Genomic DNA, 16,953 nt, shown 5'->3' on the forward strand with positions numbered 1-16,953 from the left:
CGAACATGGAGGCTTCCGGTGCATCAACACTTTCTTTTACCATGCTGGTGCTGGCTCGCTGCCCCGGTTGTGAAGCGCTCGCTGGAATGTGGTTTTGTTCTGAAGAGGCGAATATCGGGAGGTAACGCGCGGGAGCCGCGACGGATGCTGCCGATTGACCTTACAAACTATGAAGTGAGGGCCGGTCGTCCTTAGGCATTGCTGCGTGACACCTATGAGATTATCTGATCCCTTACAAAGGGTGGAGGTGCGATACCCGCAAGCGGAGGCGACGGCCTCGAGTGAAGATGTTCGTGAAGTCGAGAGCTGGCCGCCAGTTGAAACATAGCCTTCGTTGTCCAGCACCACGTGGATCAGATTGTGTGGGCTTGCATAGCCAATGGTGGACAGAGCCCCCATGTGCATCAGTACGCTGCCATCTCCATCCAGTGCCAGGACCGTTCTGGCAGGCGAAGTAAGCGCGAGTCCTGCCGCTATCGCGCCACAATGTCCCATCGAGCCCTGGACATATAAATTCAGCGCACGATCCCGGACCCGGAACAGCTCACGAGAGATAAATCCGGACGTAGAAACAATGAGGGTATCTGAGTCGATCTGCTTGCAAATCGACTCGACGACTTGCCCGACACTGAGGCTACAGTCGATCGTGTCAGGCGAACGTTTTGCTGTGCTGCAGCTGGATAGCTGGCCACTTCGAAATAGCAGCGCAAACGGCGCGCCTTTGCGAAATAATGCGCCGCTACGCGCGAGGGCGCGATCCACGCCTACATCAGTCCCATCGAAGTCGCACCACTCGATAGAGAGCAAGTCTAGGAGGGCTGTTGTTTTGGCCCCCATAATCGTGTGTTGTGGCTCATCCACGGGCTCATCGGGGTGACCGCGGACGGATAATAGGAGCAGGACCGGTATTTCGCTGACCATCAATAATGACGTCAGCGGATTAATGATATTTCCGAAACCGGAGTTCTGAAGCGCCACGACTGCTCGTCGACCTGTCAGCACCGCGCCGGCCGCCAAGGCAATCGCACTGCCTTCATTGGCTGCAGGAATTGCCAAGAGTCCAGGCTCACGAGCCGCTTCCTCAAACAGGTCCGCAAAGTTTGAGCAGGGGACGCCGGAGAAGAGACTGTACCCAGCCGTCCGGAGCTTGGATAATAGAACGGTCGTCTCAATCGGCATATCGCACTCAGCAATTAAGGAAGAGCAGCGGCAGGATCAATGCCGCTTTAAAGCCCACTTGAATCTCAGGCGGCCTTTCGGGCGACAACCAAGCTGCGGTTGCAGATGGATTTGTGGTACTCAAAATGCTGGAAGCCCGTGTCCTCAAGCATCGTGCGCATGTCTTCGAAGCTGTAACAGCAGCCCTCATATCCTGTCCTGAGCAGCACCGAATATTCTGCTTCAGCAGCCGGAGACGGATAGCCTCCACGGTCGTCGGGGTGGCAGCTGAAAATCGCCACGCGCCTGCTGGCACGAGGAGCCTCGTGAGACTTGTTCAAGAGAAGGCGGACCTTGTCTGATCCCAATTGTGAAGAACGTGCGAATAAAGATGAAGGGGCGCGTCCCTTGGCAGCGGGTAAACGAACATATCTCGAGCTTTGACTTGAGCGCGATCTGGGTAAAGAGTCCGATCCGTGAAACATGTCCGCCCAAGCTGATCAACGGGCGGCCGTCCCAAAGCCGTTGCTGTGAGTGGGGGACAGCGCATCAGCAAATAAGAAGAATACACGCCCGATCCGCCGCCCACATCGAGGACGGAAGTGTCATCCGTGCAATCAAGAAGAGTTGCGAGGTGTGGAGCAAAAATCCGCCCTCGCTCCTCCATCCCGCGTGTATTCAGATTGGCGAAATCGTCGGTCTGCATCAGGGCGTCTCAGCTCTTTGTCACCCCGCGCTCAACGTGCCAGGTGTCGGCGCCTCCATCTCGCAACATTTCGTAAAGCTCCCGAACAGAAGGCTTGTACTTCATCGTTGCAATATACGATGCGACGCTATCCGGGGATTTGTCGCTTAGATAGCGAACGGACGCCGGGGTTGCGTGTACCCGGCCGGCTTCGCTTGTGATGAGACCCCATGATTGAAAGAGGCGAAGCATGGTCCGCGTCGGACGCTCCCGAAGGGAGAAATGGACCCGAAGCTCATCCTCTCACCGCGTGACCATCGAGATAAGTGAAAAGATAAAGCCACGACACAGCCGCAATATAGAGATTCGCCGCGTAGGAGCTGTCGCGCCACTTGATTATCTGCGCAATGTCGGGGGCGAAAACAGGGCCATCGGGCCGGCCTCGAAAAGATGACAGGGCGCTAGATGATAGTACAGGAGGTTGCATGGTCGAATGTCCCTCTCAGAATAAATTGCATTCAGGGCAGACGATGTCGCGCGTCAGGCCGGCAAACCTCACGCCTTGAGGAAGTGGGGCAGCACTGAAAGAGGCTGAAGAGGCGGGGAGGTGGAGCGGGCCGATCGGCAGCCCGAGTCCCGGAGATATCTTCAGTCACGTCTGAGGCGGCGTGCTGGGCGAATGCGCGTCCTAGTCATTATACGCTTCCATGAGGTAGAGAGCTCCTGTTGCATCCGACAGCTGACGGCACGCAAGCGCTCGCCGCGATCTGCAGTAACACACGTCTTTCCACTGGATCAATTGCGAGCGTTGGTAGTTGACTAGGCAGAACAGAGCGACGCGTTGCCTCCATCGCAGAGTCTAGCCGCATTCGCCTAGTTGAATCTTGTTCGGCAGGTAGCCGAGCGGGCAAGCGGACGCTTTGTCTCATTCCGCACATTTTCTGGTCGGTGCTTCAATGCGCTTAATGCGTCGAACGAGACGCAAAGTCTATCTGGTCCTTGTCTCGCGTTATGAATTTCTCGCCGGACGCGATTGGTACGATTGTTGCTGCGCTGAGCTCAGTTCCTCTACGAGAGCGAAAGAGCGCATACGACCTTGTCTTCATCTAGCTGTTCCTACATCGTGCTCAAAATCGCCAGTTCACCCCGCCGTGGACAGGCAAGCGCCGGCCACTTAATGGCATTTTGCCTCTTCGAGCCAGATGTTGCGTGTCCTAGTCATTGTCGCTCAGGTCCACGGGATTTCCGCCTTGCTCAGGCTCGATTCCGAGTACCGGCTACAGAACGGACCCTTGATCGCTATACCGTGGCCGATGGAGTACCCACGGCCTGCTAGGCAGCGGCTCGCTCGCTCGTCGAGATGCGAATTCGGCACGTGATATTTGGCGCACCGATATGGATAGCAAAAGGAAACAATCCCGGAGGGTATTATCACATCTGAGGGTCGTCGACATCGGCAGCTCGGACGCCAGCAGCTATTGCGCTCGATTGTTCGCAGGCTTCGGTGCAGACGTTCAGAAAATTGAGCCGCCGGGGGGAGATCGAATGCGCTGTACTGCACCACCCGCTCCCAAGGGCCACAGGGCGTGGTTCGCATTTCTCAATTTCAACAAATCAAGCACTGTTATCGATCCTGCCGGGGCTGGTGCGATTGCCCGACTAACTGCACTCATCGAGGATGGCGATGTCTTGATCGATGGTCGGGATGTTGATTCCGCGAATTGCCCGCCCATTGATGTCGCTGCGGTCCGTGACCGCCACTGCGTCCTGATGCACATTGAGGCGAGCTGGTTCGGGCGTGAAGGGCCCTGTGCAGACTTCGCGGCGACGGATTCGACTGTCCGTGCGCTTGCTGGCCTCATCAAGCTGGTTGGGCCGGTAGAGGGACCGCCTTCGCACGCTCCCGATTGCCAGACCGGTATTCTTGCCGGCCCTTGGGGATTTATTGCGGCAGCTTCTTCGGTGATTGCTCGAATGCGGGACGAGCAGGGCCGCAGGTGGTCACTCAGTATCTTCGAATCGAGCCTCGCTGTCAGCGAAAGCCACATCTTTGAGGCATCGGCGCGCGGCGAAGTCGTACGCCGTATTGGCATCAATCGATTCTGGCCGATCTTTCCAGCGGGTATCTACGAAACAAAAGAAGGATGGCTAGGCGTTACGACCTTCACACCCGCTCAGTGGACAGCGTTTTGCGATATGCTCGACCTTTCCGAACTTGGAGATAATCCGGATCGCCTCCTCGGCAGCGATCGTCTGCAGAACGTCGAACAGGTTGAACAAGAGTTTGTACCGAGATTGAACGCGCGTACAGCGGAGCAGTGGTTCTCCGAGGGGCGTAAACGTAAGAGTCCTGTCGTGCCAGTCCCCGAAATGTCTGATCTTATCCAAGACACTGAGAGGAAAGAGCGCGGCGCGATCTTGCCTGTTCTCCTTGGCAACGAGGAAGGACTAACCGCCGGCTCGATGCAACGCTTCACGCAAACTCCGCCACGGCGAGGTGGCAGGGTTCCGCTTCCCGGCGAGCAGCAACCTACTGCCAACGTCCAAAGGCATCTGCCTCTACCTTCAGGGGCCTGCGCTGATGCCGGACGGCCGCCGTTGGATGGGGTCCGCGTGATTGACTTATCGATGGGCTGGTCAGGACCCTTGTGCACGCGCATCCTGGCGGATCTTGGTGCGGACGTCATCAAAATCGAGGCGATCCAATATCGGGATTGGTGGCGTGGCGTAGACAGACGCCCAGCTTTCATCGAAGACAAAATGTACGAGCGGGCGCCATGCTTCTGCATCGTGAACCGGAACAAGCGCTGCATGACACTCGACCTCACGCGGCCACGAGGTCTTGCTCTTGTTAAGCGGCTTTTGGCGGAAACGGATATTGTCGTCGATAATTATTCAGTGGATGTCCTGCCGAAGCTCGGACTAGGCCTGGATGTGCTGCTAGCGCTCAACGCTCGACTGGTTAAGCTGTCGATGTCCGCTTTTGGCGTGAATAGCAATCAACGCGATTGTCGGGCTTACGGCTCGACTCTCGAACAAGGGTCAGGCCTGCCGGGTCTCGTCGGAGAGTGCGATATGCCGCCCGTGATGCGCCATGTTGCTTTGGGAGATGCTATCCGGGGCTTGAACGGCTACGCCGCGGTTCTGATTGCGTTGATTTATGCTCGTGATTCCGGACAAGGCCAGCATATTGACCTTTCGCAGACCGAATGCATGCGGTCATTTGCTGCGCCATGGCTCACTATCCACTCGATCGACCGTAAGCCGCCGAAAAGGTACCGCAACCGACATCCGCAGTTCGTGCCTCATGGCTGCTTTCGGTCCGCGGGCGAGGATAACTGGCTCATAGTAGCCGCCACCGACAACGACATGTGGCAGAGACTTGCAATTCTTATTGGTCGACTGGACTGGGCGATGGACGCATCGCTTAATTCTGCGGAAGCACGCCGTAGCATTGAGGACGACATCGAGAACGCTATCGAGGCCTGGACGCGTACCCGTGACGCAGATCAGACGATGTTCGAATTGCAGACGGTAAGGGTTGCGTCCGGCGTAACTCGGCATCCAATCGATCTGCTCCAGGATCCCCGCCTAACGTCGCGTGGATTTCTGCAAAAAGTCGAGCGCCCCTTCATAGGCGCGCATCTACAGCCATCAATGCCGATTTGCGAAGGGGACAAACCCTACGATTCGTGCGGCGGCGCCTACGTTGGGGCGACACAACAACGAGATCGTGAGCGAGCTTCTCTAAGCTCTCCGATAGCGATGTTGCTGAGTTAGCGAGAGAAGGCGTCATCGAGACGGAAATACTCTGCAAGGGGCGTTAAAGGCAAAGGATCGGTCTTCAGGATTACCGGCCAGGTACTGGGTCGGAATGCGGCTGTTGTATGTGATGATCCCGCCGCAATCTCGCGCCCTAAGCGAAAGGCGTGACGGGATCACGAGAGGGTTCACATGGACAGCGCAAAGAGTATCGATGGCATGTTCTAACCCAGCCCATGCCGATCTCTCATCGACCTCCGTCGCGGCGCTTCAAGAGAGCAGCCGTAGGGGATCCTAGAAACACATAACTGAGTGAGCGTGCCATTATGTTAGATCGATCAGGTCCAAACCGCGTGGTCATGGTGCTGTTTGGCGGGCTCCGACCCGATCTTATTAGTCCATCGCGGACGCCGAACTTGGATAGACTAAGGCTCCGCGGTACCATGCTAGCGCGGCAGCGCACCGTCTATCCCAGCGAGACCCGGGTTTCACTGACGAGCCTGATCACAGGCGCGACCCCGGATCGTCATGGCATTATCGGTAACAGGTTTCTTGATCGCGTGGCAGCAGCGCCGCGCTTGATCGATACGGGCGACGACCGCCTGATTGAGGACCTCGATGCCTCGAGCGGCGGGCATTTGGTCGGCGCGCCGTCGCTAGGCGAAATTCTCGCGGCGAACGGCAAGACGTTTGCGGTTCTCGCCTCGAATCCAGCTGGAGCAACTCGCATCCTAAACCACAAGGCGCGACCGCTGAGCCAAGTAACGCTCTCGGGTCATTTCGCTCGCCACGCCACGCCAGCGGCAATGCTCGAAAGGGTGGAGGCGCGGCTTGGGCCGACACCGGCGCCGACGCCTCACGGTACCCCGGATCTTGCCGCTCAAGCCTTTCTAACGTCGGCATTGCTTGATGAGGTCTGGCCCCAAATTCAGCCCGATGTCACAATTCTCTCCTTCGGCGAGCCTCACACCTCGTCGCATTATTGTGGAATCGGCGCGACGCGGACTCTGGAGGTGATCGGCTTTCTCGACCGCCAGTTTGGCCGCGTGCTTGAATGGTGGGAATCTGAAGGGGCGCCGAAAGGCGTGCATCTTATCGTAGCATCCGATCATGGCCATGTAACAGTGCACGCGCAGGCTGATCTCTTGGAGACGTTGAACGCGACTGGGATGCGTTGTGCCCAAGTACCAGGACCGGGGATCGAGGCGGTCGTCATGTCAGGTCAGGTTGGCGCCATATACCTGTCGGAGCCATCCGACCGAGCCATCCGCCGCGCGGTTGCGGCAGTGATGGAACGGCCTTGGTGCGGTCCGGTTTTTACGGCCGCTAAGAGCGGGGACGATGGGATCGCCCCAGGTAGCCTCGCCCGTCATCTGGTCTTCGCCGATCATCCCCGGTCGGCTGACATTTCGTTTTGTTTTCGGGGGGATGATGCTCTCGATTCCTTTGGCCTTCCCGGCCGCTGCTGGGGCCCGGATTCGCCGGTTGGGCTCGGTGTGCACGGCGGGCTGCACGCCAGGGAAATGTCGTCGCTCGGCATCCTAGCGGGCCCATTGATCAGAAGCGGCGTGGAATCGCACGTGCCTTCCGGTATCTGCGACTATGCGCCGACCGTGCTCAGCCTGCTTGGCATTTCGCGGCCGTCCATGATGACAGGTCGCGTGCTCGCGGAGGCCCTTATTTTCGGTGCATACGATCCTCCAGCCATCGAGACGCTTCATAAAGCGGGAGCCGGTGGATACCGGCAGGAGCTGCGTCGCGTGCAGGTCGGCTCGACAATCTACGTCGATTCGGCGGATGCTTTAGCTTCGCCCGGTGTTTGGTAAGGCGCTCGTCAGGGCGGCGCCGTCCGCCTTTTCGATGAAGGATGAGACACTCGGTCGCCTTTTTGTCACGACCGTGCTCGCGACAACCTGTTCACCAAGGCTATCATCGAAGCGATCAATAGGGGGCCTCGAAGTTCAGATACTCGTTGAGCCGGTGAACCGATTTATGGCGCGAGCCCGCCATCCCTCATAGACCAAATCCGTAACAGCCGGACTAAAATCAAAGGTGAGATTTCTTTCGAGCGGCTCGTTGCTGCGGACCACCCGGGCCGGCTCGCGACTAGCGCCCCCACTGCGACCTGTTCTTCAACGGGACTTTCGGGGCCTATTGTGGTAAGCTCTTTTCCAGTGCGGACAGAAGCACGCCAACTGCGCTAGCGCCCATCGCATCAGCGTCGGTCAGACGCAGCAACATAACGATGTGCGGCCATTCTGGCCGTGGGCGACGGCCCTATGACTTCGGTCCGCTTCGCACGTACAAGATTGTCATTTGGGCCTAAAACGCGTGTTGAAAGAGGTTTTGGGACATAAAAGAGTGTATCGGATGGAGCCCATCAACCCACTCTGGTTGCGTTTGGTCAGCTAGCCCTGCGACGCTGCCCCCTAAAGCGGGTGCGCCGGCCTTGGACTTTTTCAGCCAGACACCGTCAGCATCCCGTATGGTTAACCAACTGCTTCGCACGGCGCGGAAAGGCCAGGGTGGGGAAGAAAAAGGCATCGAAGCGGGCATGCGCACGCCGATCGGAAAGCGTGTCACGGTCCTAATAATGATCGATCCCCAGATCGCCGCCGGCATGCGGCGGCCCTCGAAGAGAAGCGGGCCGCCTGGTCGGTTATGGAGGATGCCGCTCGGGAGTACCTCAAGTGACGCAAGGAAAGCGGGGAAGCAATAGCGTCATCGGCGTCTCGCAGCGACCTTTCTGCCGACGGCAGCCCCCTCGGCGTGAGGGCGCCCCGGCCTAGCTGTGGAGCCTCAAGAGGTTGACCTCAGTCAGACCGAGGCGGCTGATCGGGGTTTGTGACTTTATACCACCATGAGGCCGGTGCCAGTTGTATCGATGCAGCCAGATCGGCAGCTCTTGGGCGCGGCGATTGGAGGTTGGATAGGCTTTGGCATAAGCCCATTCCCGTAGTGCGGTTTGGATGAAGCGCTCTGCCTTGCCATTCGTTCTCGGCGTGTAGGGTTTGGTGCGGATGTGCTTGATGCCCAGGTCGCGGCACGCCTCGCCGAAGGCGTGAGATCGGTAGCAACCGCCATTGTCGGTCATGACGCGCGTGACGGTGACCCCAAGGCCTCCATAATAAGCCACAGCCGCCTTGAGAAAAGACACCGCGCTGTCCACCGTCTCGTCCGGTTTGATCTCCGAGAAAGCGACGCGGGAATGGTCGTCAATGCAGACGTGGACGAACTCCCAGCCGACGCCTCGGCTCCTGTTTGGACCACTTGAATCGCCGGTGATGCGATGACCAACCCGCTCGAAACGCCCGAGCTTTTTGATGTCGATGTGAATGATCTCGCCTGGAGACTCACGCTCATAACGGCGCTCCGGCTCGGCCGGTTCAAGATCGCGGATCCGGTTCAAGCCCAAACGACGAAGCACTCGGCTGACCGTGGCTGGCGACACCTTGACCTCGATTGCGATTTGCTGGCCGGTGTGGCGCTGCCGGCGCAAGGCCTCGATAGCCGTGCATGTGGCCGCAGGAGTTTGGCTCGGCGATGAGTGCGGCCTTGAGGGGCGGTCACGCAACCCCTCCACACCGTCCTCACGGAACCGCTGGACCCATTTGGCAACGGTCTTGGGCGTCGTGTTGAACTGGAAGGCCGCGTCAGCCTGGCTCAGCCCACCCTCGACTACGCTTCGCACCATCGCCTCTCGACCTTTGGGCGTCAAAGGCGCATTCTTGTGGACGTTCATCTGGTCTCTCCTTGGAACACTGAAGCTTCGCAACCTCAGCTTCCTCGGTTCAGACCAGATGGACAACCTCTTGAGAGACCACACCTAGCTCACCACGACGCTCGATACATAACGCTGAGCGGGGGGGGGGCGACGTTAGAACGCCCTGAAACTTCTCAGTTTTTTCTTGCGGTTGAGTCAATATGACGGTTCAATCGGTAGGCTGAGGACCCGCTATGAAGCTGTTTGGCTATCTCCCAGAGACCCTCTTCCGCCCTCTCTCGGGCCCGAAAAAGCACGTCTACGCTCGTCTCCTCATGCGGCTCTACGAGCGCGTGTACTCTGCCCGCATCCTCGAGACCCCGCTGCGAGAAGAGGTCGTCAAGCAGATCGAGATCGGACTTTCGGAGTTCAGCATCGACACAATGGGTGATCTTTCCGAGGGGGATCCGGACGAAGACCAGACGACGAGCCAGGCCCACTATCTCGCCTACTACCGTTTACGCGATTCCGGTTGGCTCACCGAAGACACCGAAAAGTGGCGGACCTACGTCGACATGAATCCGGACGCCTTCATGGTCCTGGGGGCGATTACCGATTTCGGCAACAGTCGCATACGCGTTGCCGGCGCCGTGGTCGACGTCAAGAACAACCTGGAGGCCGCATTTCGTGAGCCGGAGACGATGGCCCAAGGCCTGGCCAACGCACACGACACGGCTCTGCGTTTCGCGCGCAGCATGCGCCGCATCCTCGCCGGCATGCGTGAGATTGAGGACCGCATTCTCGGCAATCCGAACGCGGCCGCCATCCTTCGCACGTTCTTCCAGGATTTCGTCGACGGGCTGCTGATCGCCGACTACAAGCAGCTCAAGACGTCCAACAACCCCTACCGTCATCGTCGCATGATCGCATCTCTCGCGGGCGACATGCTCGCGGACGCCGAGCGCCTCGGCAAGATCGCACGCGCCTACATCGAGCAAGGTGTTATGGCCGCAGGCGCCACTATTGCCACGGCCGAGGCACGCGTCATCGCGGAGCTCGAGAAGATCAAGAGCGTGTTCGAGGATGTCGGGCCGTTCATGGATAAGATCGAGGACTTCCGGGATCGGCTCGAACGCCGCATCCGCACCGCCGTACACTACATGGATGTCATCGGAGAGGGATCCGCGGAGCGCATCGTCCGGTTAATCGAGCAGCTCTCGAAGATAGGCAACGACGAGGTCGAGATCCGGCTGAGGTCGCCGGATGTCGGTCTGCCGGTCACGTCGCTCGCGTTGTACACCCCCCCGCCACCTAAAGCTCCGCCCGAGCGGACGCGGTTCAAGGTTCCGAAGCAGGACCCCTATCTTCGCGCCTATGTACAAGCCACAACCGAGTTTGATCGGATGGTGCGGGTGACCGATCAGAGGCTGCTCGAGTTCGCTCGTCGGAAGATGCAAGATCGCGACGTCGTCTCGTCTGCGGAGGTCGAGATCGAAAGCATTGCCGATCTGTTCGCCTACCGGGCGTTCCCGAACCTGGCTGCCGTCGGTCGCTCCGTGCGACTAGGCGAATTTACGGTCACGCTGGAAGAGGGGCGCACCTCCAACGACTGGATCGACGTGACCGCCTTCCGCATCGCGAGAACGAGGACCTCGGCCGATGCTGCGTGATCTTTCCAAAATCATCGACGACGCGGACTCCGAAGGCCATGACGGCGACCATCTCCAGAAAGAGTTGCGTCAGGCCGCCCAGGTGCTTTGGCGTGCGCAGTTCATCTATGAGAACGATTGGGGCATAAAGACCTCGTACGAAGTGCTGCGCCACTACGCGAGCTATTTCGAGAACCTGTTTGACGCGCTCGGATATCGGGTCGTCGGCAGGCCGAACGACGGATACCTCGGCCTGGTCGCGAACGAACTGCCTCCGCGCCAGAGCATGAAGCTCGACGAGAGCCTGCTGCTGCTGGTGCTGCGACTCCACTATGAGGAAGCGTTCACCCGGTACGAAGCGAAGGAATTCGGCGAGGTGGAGGTCGAGAGCGAGCACATCCTGCAGATCTACGAAGATCGGACCCATCGGGAGCGGCCCAACTTCGGGCGGGTGAAGGAAATCCTCGCCGGCTTCCGGCAGAGGGGACTCGTCAGGATCGAGGATCGGGACGACAGGAACTTCACCTTGTTCCTGCGGCCTGCATTGCCGATCGTTGTCTCCAGGGACACACTTGGCTCGCTGGAGGAGTTCGTGTCGCGTTCCACCGCGGCGGCGGAAAAGCCCGACGTCACGAGCGAGGGGCAGGCGTGATCGAACTCCGTCGCATCATTCTGGTCGACTGGTACCTGTTCCGCGCTCAGCAGGTCGATATGCGCGGCATGACCGCCATCATCGGACCGAACGGCGCGGGAAAATCGGCGATCATCGACGCCGTGCAGACCGTTCTGTCCGGCGCGAGTATGGCCAGCATCCGATTCAATCCGAGTGCCCAGAGCAACGTCAGGAGCAAGCGGACGCTGCGCGACTACTGTCTCGGCGTTGTCTCGCTCGACGAAAAGGGCGAGAGGTCGGAGCCGACGCGACAGCATGCCTACACTTACGTCATCCTTGTCTTTCAGGACGTGACCGGCGGACCGGCCGTGAGCTTGGGCGTAGCCTTCGCGGCATCGGCATCGAGGAGCGACGAAACCTGCGAAGCGCGTTTCATCATAAAGGGGGCCGTGACCAAGGATGACGTCCTCGCCGCGCTCGACGACGACGAGGTCGAGACGCTACAGTGGCACGCCGTGCGCACCGCGATGCGTGCCCGGAAAATCGACGTCGACGATGCATTTTCGAGCGCAACCGACTTCGTGGCGGAATCGCTCAGGGCCTTGTCACCGGCGGGCTTCCCGCTCGACCCGCGGCGTTTCCAGAGGGCGTTCAGGAACGCCCTGCTGCTGAAGCCGGTGGACAATCCGACGGAGTTCGTCCGGAATTACGTTCTCGATGTCCAGCCAATCGAGGTCGACAGACTGCGCCGGGGGATCGAGCATTGGCGCTCGCTGACCCACCGTATCGAGGAGTTGAAGGCCCAAAGCGCGAGCCTCGCTGTAGTTCTCCGCATCGTCAGTCGGGCTATCGAAAACGAACGGGTCATCGCAACCACCAGCTGGCAGATTGCCCGCCTGGAATGGGAGAAATTCCGCCGCGAGGCCAGGCGGCAGGAAGAGGCACTCGCGCAGCTGCGGACCGCCGCGCGCAACGCGGAAGTCGAAGCGACCACCGCCGCGGCCCGGCACGGCACGCTCGAAGCCGAGCACAAGAGCATTGAGCTTTCGATTAGGACCAGCGACGCCGAGCAGCTTGCCCAGATGTACGAGTCAGACAAGACCGCGGCTCTGAGCAAGCGCGCCAACGCCATGGCACCACTGAAGGATCTCGAGAGCCTCATCGCTTCGATCAAGAAGGCCGTCGAGCTCAATCTGTTGGTTCGTCGCGACGACCTGCTGCATGCGCTGCTGAGCGCAGTTGTCATCGCCCGGAGTAGGGCACCCCTTTCCGAGTGGGACAAGACGCTCCCGGACGATTGGAAGGACAGCACCTCACATCTTGATGCGGCCCTTGCCGCAGTCGACCAGGAGCGTCTGGCGGCGGTCCGCAAGACGTTCTCGGACGTCCATTTCAACGCCCGCGTGGCGACAAGAGATCTGCAGGATCGTATCGATCAGATCGACAGTAATCTAAAGCGCATGGACCAGGGACTGAGCCCGATCGAGCGAGGCACCCGGGATCTGATTGACCAGCTTCGTTCGCACGGGATCGAAGCCGAACCTTTGTGCGATGTAGTGGAAATCCGCGAAGACAAGTGGCGGATGGCCCGCCGAAGCCGTCTTGGGACGGTCGCGGGAGGCGCTCATCGTCGAACCCAGTCGAGCCGTCCGGGCCCTCGAGATCTACCGGGAGGGCGGAGAATTTTCATTCCAGCACGCCGAGGTCATCAACACGACCAAGACCGAAAGCACCAGACCGTCAGAAAAAGGGTCGCTGGCACAGATCATCAGCACGGAAAACCGGCATGCGCGGGCCTTCCTGAACTATCGCCTTGGCCGGCTCATGATGGTGGAGACCATGGACAAGATGGCCGCCGCCGAGAACGCCATCACGCCGGACCGCATGATGCAGGGCGGTAGGACGGTCCGGCGACTTCCTAAACCCGAGCACCTTAAGCTCGGACGGTCTACGCAGGCCCAGATGCGTCAACAGCTTCAAGCCGAGCGGCAGGAGCTCGCGCTGCAGCTTGCCGAGCGGGCGCGCGAGGTTGGCCGCCTAGAAGAAGAGGCACGGCTTTTCGAGGACATGTTCGCCCGCTTCCAGAAGATGCTCGAAGCTGGCCTGACATGCTTCGACTGCGGCGCAGACCTGGCCGCTTTCGACCGCAAGATCGCGGAGATCGAGAAGAACATCGAGGACGCGAAGCGTAATCGCGATCCCAAGCTCGTCGCCGACCTGAAGCGCCTCGCGACGGGAGTCGAGACGGCGGGCCGTAGAAAGTCAGAGACACAGAAGGCCTTTGATTATGCAAAGAGTGCTCGCGATAAGGCCGAAGGTGCCTACGATGACTACATGCAAAAGAACCGCGACTCCGCCCGTGTAGCTCGACGCGACCGCGCGCGTCAGTTGCGGCAGGACTTTCCGCAATCGACAACTATGCGTGGCTATCGACAGGAAGTTGCCGCGCTGGCGACGGAGACCATTGCGAACCATATCGTGGGGATGATCGCGGACAGGGAGACACGTTCTACGACACGGCGCTCCAGCCTCATGCGCGAAATGACCAATGCGGTGAACAAGCATGGTCAAGAATTCCATGTCGTGCCGTCCTTCACCGCTGAGGAGGCGACACCGGCGGCCGTCGAGCAATGGGCCGCGGCTGAAAAGAAGCGCCTCGACGCCCATGAACTGGTTCAATATGAGGAGCAGTGCCGCAACGCCGCGATCGAGATGACCTCGGCATTCCGCGATGATCTCCTACATCGCCTCGACGACGCCTTCACCGGCATCAAGTCGACTTTGAGTGAGCTCAATCGGCACCTCAAGGACCGTCAGTTTCACGGACGGGACTACTACTCCTTCAAGGCGCTTGAGGCCCCGACCCACGTCGAGATGATCGAGCTCGTCGAAGAATCTAGGAAGCCGGAGTTCAACCTGCCTCTCTTCGGGGATCGAAGCGGCGACGCAGCCTCTCCCCTGATCCGGGCGGTGCGCCAGATTGAGGAAATATTGGCCAATCCGGAGGAACGGACGGAGGACATCGAGGACCCGCGCAAGTATTTTAACTTCGAGCTCTACATCCAGGATGCCGAGGGCAAGATCCGCTCCTCGTTGACCAGCCGCGCCGGCACGGGGTCCGGCGGCGAGGGGCAACTGCCGTTCTACATCGCCATCGGCGCTTCTCTAGCCGCCACGTACCAGAACCGTCGCACCGGAGAAAGCGGGCTGTCGCTCGCGATTTTCGACGAGGCCTTTAACCGGCTGGACACGAAGGCCATCGGTCAGTGCTCTCAGTTCATGCGGGATCTCGGGCTCCAGGTCATGCTAGCCACCCCGGACGAAAAGCGCCATGTGTTTATGGAGGTGGTCGACACGGTCGTGAACGTGAACCGACTCGGCAACCTGGTGGTGATCGACACCGAATTCCTGACGGAGAAAATGCGCGACGCTATCGTTGCGATCGATCCCTACCGGAAGGGCTTCGACGTGTTCAAGTCGGAGCTGATCGCGACCGAGCAGACTCAGGCTGCCCCGCAAGACCAGGCTGCGGAATGACCAACGTTAGGACAGCCGACGTCGGCATCGAATTCCTCGAACGCCTGCTCGAGAGAAGCGAACGGAACCCCGATCGGTCTCGCCCGGCTTCCGCGGCTCTGGAATACGACAGGCTGCCGACGGCACAGCAAGTCATCCGTTTCCACGACCAAATGGCATCAGCGACAAGGTTCGGCGCTGTCGAGGTGCAATGGGGCAGAAGAGACCGGAGTCACCTGATCGAGCGAGTCCGCGTCCGCGACCCTGAGCTGCTCGCCAGGCATCTCGGTCGTCCGACAGCGCCGGCTACAGCGCAGCGCCTCAGGGACGAGTTGCTCCCGATCGCCGCGAACGGCGAGCCGTGGGTCGTCGGCTTGTTGGAAGAGATGACAGCTAAGTGGGCCCGCAGCGAGGCAGCGTACCGCCTCACGGCCAGCCAGCCCGACGCCGCCAAGGAGTTCTTCACGCTGTTGGCGTCCATCTCGCGGCAGGAGGCCAGAGGACTGGACGCGCGAACCTTCTCCCAAAAGGCGACGAAAGACACAAAGGCCTTCGATCGGCACGCTTCGCGGATTGCCGGCGTTCTCGCCGTCCGGATCGGGCAGCCGGGCGCAGCGCCGGATGTGGTTTGGGCGAAGATCGGGCTGGAGCGCTTCGGTCACCCTGTCTACCTGAAAGGACCTCTTGCCGTGGAAGGGGCTTGTGGCCGCCTGATCGATGGCCGGGCAAAGCCTTTCGTATCCATTCATCCGGAAATGCTTCCGCAATTGTCGATCCTGGAAAGACCGACGGCGGTGCTGACGATCGAGAACTACGCAAGCTTCAATCGTCAGGTTCGTGAGATCGAGGATGGCGGTCTAGTCGTTTACATCGGCGGCTTTCCCGCGGCAGGGGTCATCGAACTTCTGACCAACGTCCTGAATGCCCTTCCGGCCGATGTGCCGTTTCTTCATTGGGGGGACGTGGACGCCGGAGGCGTGCGCATTTTTAGGTATCTGGAGGAAAGTCTCCCCCGGGGACCACTGCCGCATCTAATGACGAGGGAATTGGCCGAGCAATGCGGCCACTCGACCACTGTCGATCCGAGCCTGGCGTCCATCGCGTCATCAGACAGTAAGATCCGTGGTCTCGCTGAGTGGCTGTGTTCCGGACCTGACGTGCATCACCTGGAGCAGGAGGCTCTCGATCCACTCTCTCCTCTTGCAGCCGGATAGCAGCCGTTTTTGCGGCGGCCGCGCCCCGGGGTCCGGGCGACTTCTTTTCAGGCCCTCACCGGCGCTCTGCACGATGAAAGAGACCGAGCAGCCCTCGACGATCGCAGGCTCGATGTTCATCCGAAGGGGCTGTCCCGGAGCGCCATGTAGAGCCAGGGCATCGGGCAGGAGAGGTCCAAACTTTTAGCTCCGACGGAGCACCGACCAGCGCCTGCGCCATCTGATGGGACACCACCACGACATTCGCGCCCTTAGCCATGAACTGGTCACCTTCAAGGCGGAAACGCACTCGGGCTTCATACAGACATGAAGAAGAGCGGATCTGGGAGCAGCTTTGTTCCGGCTGAATCCTCTCACCAGCTCTTTGTGAACGTCTTTGAACTCGTGCCCGGCTCCGGCGTGACCCAGCGCCATGTCGGCTCGCGCAAAGTGCGCGAGCGCGAGGATCGCTGGACGCTTGTTGTGCTCGGCAGGCCAGCGGACGGGTGCAGATCTTCGATTTTCATGTCGAACCTCTTCTGTTGAGGCGCGATTTTGTAAGATTTGGGGCTGAAGAGCCCGACAGACTTATGTGTCCTTTGACCCATTTATATGGCCCCGCACATCCGTTCACCATGCGGACGCGACACGCCCGCATGCCTCAACGAGAAAGC

12 protein-coding genes are annotated in these 16,953 nt (G+C 59.7%); 8 read left to right on the top strand and 4 right to left on the bottom strand.

The annotated features are described in order from the left end of the window. Positions 1-36: 36 nt before the first annotated feature. The 3 genes from aepY to ACVIIW_RS16480 all read right to left on the bottom strand — a co-directional run bounded on the left by aepY (position 37) and on the right by ACVIIW_RS16480 (position 1,864). Positions 37-1,179, bottom strand: coding sequence for a phosphonopyruvate decarboxylase (gene aepY, locus ACVIIW_RS16470; protein ID WP_456701679.1), 1,143 nt, complete (start codon positions 1,177-1,179; stop codon positions 37-39). 65 nt (positions 1,180-1,244) lie between these two features. Continuing rightward, a complete protein-coding gene (locus ACVIIW_RS16475) occupies positions 1,245-1,460 on the bottom strand; it encodes a hypothetical protein (protein WP_456701680.1) in 216 nt (71 codons plus the stop codon). 35 nt (positions 1,461-1,495) lie between these two features. Continuing rightward, positions 1,496-1,864, bottom strand: coding sequence for a methyltransferase (locus tag ACVIIW_RS16480; RefSeq protein WP_456701681.1), 369 nt, complete (start codon positions 1,862-1,864; stop codon positions 1,496-1,498). 1,374 nt (positions 1,865-3,238) lie between these two features. On the opposite strand from ACVIIW_RS16480, the gene ACVIIW_RS16485 reads away from it, so the two are divergent. Further along, entirely contained in the window at positions 3,239-5,623 is a 2,385-nt protein-coding gene (locus ACVIIW_RS16485; protein WP_456701682.1) for a CoA transferase, read from the top strand. A gap of 341 nt (positions 5,624-5,964) precedes the next feature. Then, positions 5,965-7,431, top strand: coding sequence for an alkaline phosphatase family protein (locus ACVIIW_RS16490; RefSeq protein ID WP_456705174.1), 1,467 nt, complete (start codon positions 5,965-5,967; stop codon positions 7,429-7,431). A 959-nt stretch (positions 7,432-8,390) separates the two neighbouring features. Here the strand turns inward: ACVIIW_RS16490 and ACVIIW_RS16495 are convergent. Beyond that, positions 8,391-9,347, bottom strand: coding sequence for an IS481 family transposase (locus tag ACVIIW_RS16495; RefSeq protein ID WP_456701683.1), 957 nt, complete (start codon positions 9,345-9,347; stop codon positions 8,391-8,393). A gap of 215 nt (positions 9,348-9,562) precedes the next feature. Here ACVIIW_RS16495 and ACVIIW_RS16500 point away from each other — a divergent pair, with 215 nt between their 5' ends. The 6 genes from ACVIIW_RS16500 (at position 9,563) to ACVIIW_RS16525 (ending at position 16,825) form a co-directional block, all read left to right on the top strand. Further along, positions 9,563-10,978 carry a Wadjet anti-phage system protein JetA family protein gene (locus ACVIIW_RS16500; RefSeq protein ID WP_456701684.1) on the top strand — a complete coding sequence of 472 codons (1,416 nt, stop codon included), beginning with the start codon at positions 9,563-9,565 and terminating at the stop codon, positions 10,976-10,978. Next, on the top strand, positions 10,968-11,609 hold the full coding sequence (locus ACVIIW_RS16505; protein ID WP_456701685.1) for a DUF4194 domain-containing protein: 642 nt from the start codon (positions 10,968-10,970) through the stop codon (positions 11,607-11,609). The genes ACVIIW_RS16500 and ACVIIW_RS16505 overlap by 11 nt, the downstream gene beginning before the upstream one ends. Next, positions 11,606-13,471, top strand: coding sequence for an ATP-binding protein (locus ACVIIW_RS16510; RefSeq protein ID WP_456701686.1), 1,866 nt, complete (start codon positions 11,606-11,608; stop codon positions 13,469-13,471). The genes ACVIIW_RS16505 and ACVIIW_RS16510 overlap by 4 nt, the downstream gene beginning before the upstream one ends. Next, a complete protein-coding gene (locus tag ACVIIW_RS16515; RefSeq protein WP_456701687.1) occupies positions 13,410-15,107 on the top strand; it encodes an SbcC/MukB-like Walker B domain-containing protein in 1,698 nt (565 codons plus the stop codon). Before ACVIIW_RS16510 ends, ACVIIW_RS16515 begins: the two co-directional genes overlap by 62 nt. Continuing rightward, positions 15,104-16,300, top strand: coding sequence for a Wadjet anti-phage system protein JetD domain-containing protein (locus ACVIIW_RS16520; protein ID WP_456701688.1), 1,197 nt, complete (start codon positions 15,104-15,106; stop codon positions 16,298-16,300). Before ACVIIW_RS16515 ends, ACVIIW_RS16520 begins: the two co-directional genes overlap by 4 nt. A 306-nt stretch (positions 16,301-16,606) precedes the next feature. Next, on the top strand, positions 16,607-16,825 hold the full coding sequence (locus ACVIIW_RS16525) for a hypothetical protein (RefSeq protein WP_456701689.1): 219 nt from the start codon (positions 16,607-16,609) through the stop codon (positions 16,823-16,825). Positions 16,826-16,953 lie beyond the last annotated feature (128 nt).

The sequence above is a fragment of the Bradyrhizobium sp. USDA 4449 genome, assembly GCF_054056275.1.

What these genes read in the sequence shown, in the direction of transcription:
- aepY (WP_456701679.1), bottom strand. Translation starts at nt 1,179, where the DNA reads ATGCCGATTGAGACGACCGTTCTATTATCCAAGCTCCGGACGGCTGGG.
- ACVIIW_RS16480 (WP_456701681.1), bottom strand. Translation starts at nt 1,864, where the DNA reads ATGCAGACCGACGATTTCGCCAATCTGAATACACGCGGGATGGAGGAG.
- ACVIIW_RS16485 (WP_456701682.1), top strand. Translation starts at nt 3,239, where the DNA reads ATGGATAGCAAAAGGAAACAATCCCGGAGGGTATTATCACATCTGAGG.
- ACVIIW_RS16490 (WP_456705174.1), top strand. Translation starts at nt 5,965, where the DNA reads ATGGTGCTGTTTGGCGGGCTCCGACCCGATCTTATTAGTCCATCGCGG.
- ACVIIW_RS16495 (WP_456701683.1), bottom strand. Translation starts at nt 9,347, where the DNA reads ATGAACGTCCACAAGAATGCGCCTTTGACGCCCAAAGGTCGAGAGGCG.
- ACVIIW_RS16500 (WP_456701684.1), top strand. Translation starts at nt 9,563, where the DNA reads ATGAAGCTGTTTGGCTATCTCCCAGAGACCCTCTTCCGCCCTCTCTCG.
- ACVIIW_RS16505 (WP_456701685.1), top strand. Translation starts at nt 10,968, where the DNA reads ATGCTGCGTGATCTTTCCAAAATCATCGACGACGCGGACTCCGAAGGC.
- ACVIIW_RS16515 (WP_456701687.1), top strand. Translation starts at nt 13,410, where the DNA reads ATGGACAAGATGGCCGCCGCCGAGAACGCCATCACGCCGGACCGCATG.
- ACVIIW_RS16520 (WP_456701688.1), top strand. Translation starts at nt 15,104, where the DNA reads ATGACCAACGTTAGGACAGCCGACGTCGGCATCGAATTCCTCGAACGC.
- ACVIIW_RS16525 (WP_456701689.1), top strand. Translation starts at nt 16,607, where the DNA reads ATGAAGAAGAGCGGATCTGGGAGCAGCTTTGTTCCGGCTGAATCCTCT.